General features: G+C 63.9%; 4 protein-coding genes and 1 pseudogene. 1 reads left to right on the plus strand and 4 read right to left on the minus strand.

The annotated features are described in order from the left end of the window. A pseudogene (locus tag EOA29_RS23210) lies at window positions 1-371 on the plus strand (hypothetical protein); the annotation flags it as partial. Here EOA29_RS23210 and EOA29_RS23215 read toward each other — a convergent pair. From EOA29_RS23215 to EOA29_RS41610, 4 genes are all read right to left on the minus strand, one after another. After that, window positions 345-1,886 (minus strand): L,D-transpeptidase family protein, encoded by a 1,542-nt coding sequence (locus tag EOA29_RS23215; protein ID WP_126091769.1) that lies wholly within the window; start codon window positions 1,884-1,886, stop codon window positions 345-347. The pseudogene EOA29_RS23210 and the gene EOA29_RS23215 overlap by 27 nt on opposite strands. Window positions 1,887-2,028: 142 nt before the next feature. Next, on the minus strand, window positions 2,029-2,388 hold the full coding sequence (locus EOA29_RS23220; protein ID WP_126091768.1) for an MmcQ/YjbR family DNA-binding protein: 360 nt from the start codon (window positions 2,386-2,388) through the stop codon (window positions 2,029-2,031). A 121-nt stretch (window positions 2,389-2,509) separates the two neighbouring features. Further along, entirely contained in the window at window positions 2,510-5,116 is a 2,607-nt protein-coding gene (gene clpB / locus EOA29_RS23225) for an ATP-dependent chaperone ClpB (RefSeq protein WP_126091767.1), read from the minus strand. Window positions 5,117-5,435: 319 nt separating this feature from the next. Continuing rightward, window positions 5,436-5,617, minus strand: a 182-nt coding sequence (locus tag EOA29_RS41610; RefSeq protein WP_210213168.1) for a hypothetical protein, incomplete at its 5' end; no start/stop codon positions are given.

Raw genomic sequence — 5,617 nt, forward strand, 5'->3', positions numbered from 1 at the left:
GGCGACTGGCGACGCTCAATCTCAGCTTTCTCGCCTTCATCGCGCTGTTGCCGTTTTCCACCGACCTGCTGGCCGATTTCCTCGAATTCCGCGTCGCGGCGCTCGTCTACTGGCTGAACCTTCTGATGCTCGGCGTCACGCTGTTCGCGAGCTGGTGGTACGCCGACAGGAACGGCATGCTGATGGAGGACATCGATGCACAAACGCGGCGCACCGTCTATCAGCGCATAGTCAAGGCGCAGATCCTGTGGGCGATCGGCGCAGCGCTTTGCCTCATCACTCCGCTGCTGAGCATCGCCTTCATTTTGCTGGTGCAGCTGATCTATGCCGCCGCACTGCGCGGCTCATTGCTGCGTAAAATCATCGGTTGAGATCCCGCCGACATCCGCGATTGATGGTCCGCCGACGAATTCCACTGTGACGCCTGGCGACACCAGCTTGGCGAGTTCGCGCGCGTCCCAGTTGGTCAGGCGAACGCAGCCATGGCTTTCGGTCTTGCCGATCTTGGAGGGATCGGGCGTTCCGTGGATGCCGTAGGTCGGCTTGTCCAGCGCGATCCAGACCGAACCCACCGGACCGTTCGGCCCCGGCGGGATGGTCAGGATCTTGTCGTTCTGGCCCTGCTTGAAATTGATGTTGGGGTTGTAGGTGTAATTCGGGTCGAGCGCGACGCGCGACACGGTATGGATGCCGGTCGGCGACGGCGTGTCGGCCGAGCCGATGGTAGCCGGATAGGCCGCGACCAGCTTGCCGCCCGCGTCATAGGCGAAGACTTCCTTCTTGTCCTTGTCGGCTACGATGCGGGCAACTGCCGTCGACACCAGCTGGCCGAAATTGGCGACCTTGATGATCGTGCCGGGGCGGGTGAAGTCGAGCCCCTTGTTGAGTGACTTCAGATAGCCTTCGTCCATGTGGAAGCGCTCGGCCAGCGCCTCGGTGACGGAGGTATAGCCCATGCGGTCGAGCTTGGCCTTCTGGCTGTAATCCTCCGGGATCGAAGCGACATAGGGCCCGGCCGCGTCCTCGGGCGTGATCGTATAGGAAGCGAAGGCGTCGCCGCCCGACTGGGCGAGCGCCGTCTTGATGCCGACGGCGTCGGTCGATTTCAGATTGCTGCCGGTGATCTGGTTGTAGGCGGCCAAGGCCTTGTCGACGTTGGAACCAAAGCGCCCGTCGATGACACCCGGCGAGGCGCCGGCGCGGTCGAGCAGCACTTGAAGGTCGGCCACGTCCTGGCGCACGCCGAGCGACAACGACGGATCGACGGTGGCCTTGCCGCCCGTGTCCGGCGGCAGCGCGGCCTGGGTGTCCGGATTGGTCTGCAGCACTTCGCCCTGGTCCGGCTGCGCGGGATCGATCGATGCCTCGTTCAGCGGCTGGCGCCCGATGGCGTCCGACTTCGGCGCCTCCGGATAGGTGGTAGCGTAGCCCTCGTCGTTCGGCGCCGGCGGATAGGCATCGACGGAATTGTCGTTATAGGGATCGTTCTCATCGACCGGCGGCGGAATGACCCTGCCCTCTTCTTCCAGTTGCTTGCGGCGGAAGCGGGCCATGTCGTCGGGATTGTCGAGATAGTAGCGGTCGTCGTCCTCGACCGGCGCGCGGCCGAGCTCCTGCATCCGTAGCTGACGGCGAAGCGCCCGGCGATCGAGCCTGCTCTGCGGCGGCTGGATGGCGATGACCTTGCCGGTGTCGGCATCGACAAGCACCCGGTTGCCCCTGGCGTCGTAATAGATGTCGATATTGCCGTCCTGGGCGAGCACGAACGCGCCGTGCAGCGCGGGCCGCGCCGTCTTCTCAACGTCATCTCCGCTCGGCGCCGCGAATGCACTGGAAGACACCAGCCCGGCCGCGAGTGCCGAAAGGGAAAAGATCGTGCGCAGCATGGGGGTCAGGCTCTCCGGTCGGCATGGTCTTGGCGGGCGAACCCTTCGCCTGCAAAACCAGTTACCGAAATTAAGGTTCCAACATGAACCGGGCATGAAGATGGCGGATTTCCAGCGTTTCACCATGATCCCGAACCGAATGTCAGCCCAGCCCCAGTTCGCTGCGTGCCAGTTTCGTCAGCTTCCGCACAACCAGGCGGTGGCTTTCGCGCAGATAGTCCTTCAGCGCCGCATCATCCATGCTCTGGCTTGTCTGACGCTGGATCCATTTCATACCGCGCGAGGCGAGATAGGGCGCGGGCCGGCAGCCCGGCTGCTCCTTCAGCACGTCATAGGCCATGTCGGAGCATTTGAAGGTGACGAAGACTTGGCCCGCCCGGTCGTGTCCGCCGATCGCGAACACCTTGCCGCCGACCTTCCAGACATGGGCGCCGCCCCATTGCACGACATGCGTCGCGGCGGGCAGCGAAGCGCAGAAGCCGTCATAGTCCTCGAGCTTCAATGGAATCGCCCCTTCCGATAACCGAGACCGATACGGTTTTGCGGTACGGCCCCGTCAAAAAGCAAGAGCGCGCCGCACCGATCCGGTGCGACGCGCCCCTGTACCTGCTTTCTGGCTCGAATCAGGCGGCGGCTTCGGTCGCCACCACGGTCGGCTTCGAGCGGAAGTTCAGGCGATCGGAGCCGGCGGTGACCTTGACGGTCGAGCCGTCGAGGATTTCGCCAAGCAAGATCTTTTCCGCCAGCGGATCCTGCAATTCCTTCTGCATCACCCGCTTCAGTGGCCTGGCACCATAGGCCGGATCGTAGCCCTTCGACGCCAGCCACTCGATCGCATCGTGGTCGAGCGACAGCGTGATCTTGCGATCGACAAGCAGGTTCTCCAGCCGCCTGAGCTGGATCTCGACGATGCGGTCCATGTCCTGACGGCGCAACCGGTGGAACAGGATCACCTCGTCGACGCGGTTGAGGAACTCCGGACGGAACGACGCCTTGACGACATTCATCACCTCGTCGCGCACTACGTCGACGTCCTGGTCCTCGCTGAGATCGACCAAATAGGTGGCGCCAAGGTTGGAGGTCATGATGATCAGCGTGTTGCGGAAGTCGACCGTACGGCCCTGGCCATCGGTGAGCCGGCCGTCGTCGAGCACCTGCAACAGCACGTTGAACACGTCCGGATGCGCCTTCTCGATCTCGTCGAACAGCACGACCTGGTAAGGCCGGCGCCGCACCGCTTCGGTGAGCGCGCCGCCCTCCTCATAACCGACATAGCCGGGAGGCGCGCCAATCAGCCGGGCGACCGAATGCTTCTCCATGAACTCCGACATGTCGATACGCACCATGGCGTTCTCGTCGTCGAACAGGAAGGCGGCGAGCGCCTTGGTCAGTTCCGTCTTGCCGACGCCGGTCGGGCCCAGGAACATGAACGAGCCGATCGGCCGGTTCGGATCCTGCAGGCCCGCGCGGGCGCGGCGCACGGCTTTCGACACCGCCTGCACGGCTTCACCCTGGCCGACGACGCGCTTGCCGATCTCGTCTTCCATGCGCAAGAGCTTCTCGCGCTGTCCCTCCAGCATCTTGTCGACCGGGATGCCGGTCCAGCGCGACACGACATGGGCGACGTGGTCGGGCGTGACCACCTCTTCCACCATGCCGGCCTTGCCGTCCTGGGCTTCGGCTTCCTTGAGCTTCTTCTCCAATTCCGGGATCTTGCCATAGGCAAGCTCGCCGGCGCGCTGGAACTCGCCCTTGCGCTGGGCGATGGCAAGCTCATTGCGCATCTCGTCGAGCTGCTTCTTCAGGTCCGCGGCGAGGCCGAGCTTCTGCTTTTCGGCCTGCCACTTGGTCGTCAGCTCGGTCGACTGCTCCTCGAGGTCGGCCAGATCCTTCTCCAGCTTTGCCAGCCGATCCTTCGAGGCATCGTCCTTCTCGACCTTCAGCGCCTCGCGCTCGATCTTGAGCTGCATGATGCGGCGGTCGATCTCGTCCAGCGCCTCGGGCTTCGAATCGACCTGCATCCTCAGCCGCGACGCGGCCTCGTCGACCAGGTCGATCGCCTTGTCAGGCAGGAAACGGTCGGCGATGTAGCGGTTGGAAAGCGTCGCGGCCGACACCAGCGCCGAATCGGAGATGCGCACCTTGTGGTGCTGCTCGTACTTCTCCTTCAGGCCGCGCAGGATCGAGACGGTGTCCTCGACCGTCGGCTCGTCGACGAAGACGGGCTGGAAGCGGCGGGCAAGCGCGGCGTCCTTCTCGACATGCTTGCGGTATTCGTCGAGCGTGGTCGCGCCGACGCAGTGCAGCTCGCCGCGCGCCAGCGCCGGCTTCAGAAGGTTCGACGCATCCATCGCGCCGTCCGCCTTACCGGCACCGACCAGCGTGTGCATCTCGTCGATGAACAGGATGATATTGCCGTTGGCGGACGTAACCTCGTTGAGCACGGCCTTCAGCCGCTCCTCGAACTCGCCGCGATATTTGGCGCCGGCGATCAGCGCGCCCATGTCGAGCGCCATCAATTGCTTGTCCTTGAGCGATTCCGGCACGTCGCCATTGACGATGCGCAGCGCCAGGCCTTCGGCGATCGCCGTCTTGCCGACGCCGGGCTCGCCGATCAGCACGGGGTTGTTCTTGGTGCGCCGCGACAGCACCTGGATAGTGCGGCGGATCTCGTCGTCGCGGCCGATGACCGGATCGAGCTTGCCCGCGCGGGCGTCGGCGGTGAGGTCCCGCGCATATTTCTTCAGCGCGTCATAACCCTGTTCGGCATTGGCCGAATCGGCGGTGCGACCTTTGCGAACGTCGTTGATGACCTGGTTCAGCGCCTGCGCGGTGACGCCGGCCTTGGCCAGGATGTCGGCGGTCTTGGCCGACTTTTCCATGGCGAGCGCCTGCAGCAGCCGCTCGACGGTGACGAAACTGTCGCCGGCCTTCTTGGCCAGTTCCTCGGCGGTCGAGAACACCTTGGCGAGCGGCTGGGCGAGATAGAGCTGGCCGTTACCGCCTTCCACCTTCGGCATCGCTTCCAGCGCCGCCTCGACGCCGAGCTTGACGTCGCGGACACGGCCGCCGGTGCGCTCGATCAGGGACGCGGCGAGGCCCTCGTCGTCGTCGACGAGCACCTTGAGCATATGCTCTGGAGTGAATTGCTGGTGGTTGCGCGAGAGCGCCATGGTCTGCGCGGACTGGATGAAACCGCGCACGCGCTCCGAGTATTTTTCAAGATTCATATCTGTCTCCTTCCGTCACCGGCCCGCTTTGCGGCACCGGATCAGATTGCGGTGACGGACCCGCTCATTCGAGCCGAGCCCTGTTCAGCCGAGATATGGTGTATGGGCGAAGGTCTCTCAAGACGCCTTGATGTCGGTCAAAACAGAATATTCCAATGCATGTCGCCCGAAGTGCACCAGCGGTTCTGGGAGAACGACATGCGTCCAAACAAAGACTTGAAACAGCGAACTGAAAGATCCGCCACGCGCTTCAGGCGCGCACAAACGTAAACGGCGGAGATTTCTCTCCGCCGTTCGAATGCCGGAAAATGGACCTGGATCAGCTGTTTGCGTCGGCGACTGCCGGTTCGCTGGTGTCGCCTGCCGGCTCACTGGCGACGCTCCCGCCCGGCGCGGCATTTGCTTCTTCGGCAGCAGCGACGACCGTGTCGTTGCCGTTGTCGGTCGCGTTGCCGTCGTCGGCGGGGCTATCCGACTGGTCGGCATTGCCCTGTTCGGGAT

It is taken from the genome of Mesorhizobium sp. M1E.F.Ca.ET.063.01.1.1, assembly GCF_003998155.1.
In the GTDB taxonomy this organism is placed as follows: domain Bacteria; phylum Pseudomonadota; class Alphaproteobacteria; order Rhizobiales; family Rhizobiaceae; genus Mesorhizobium.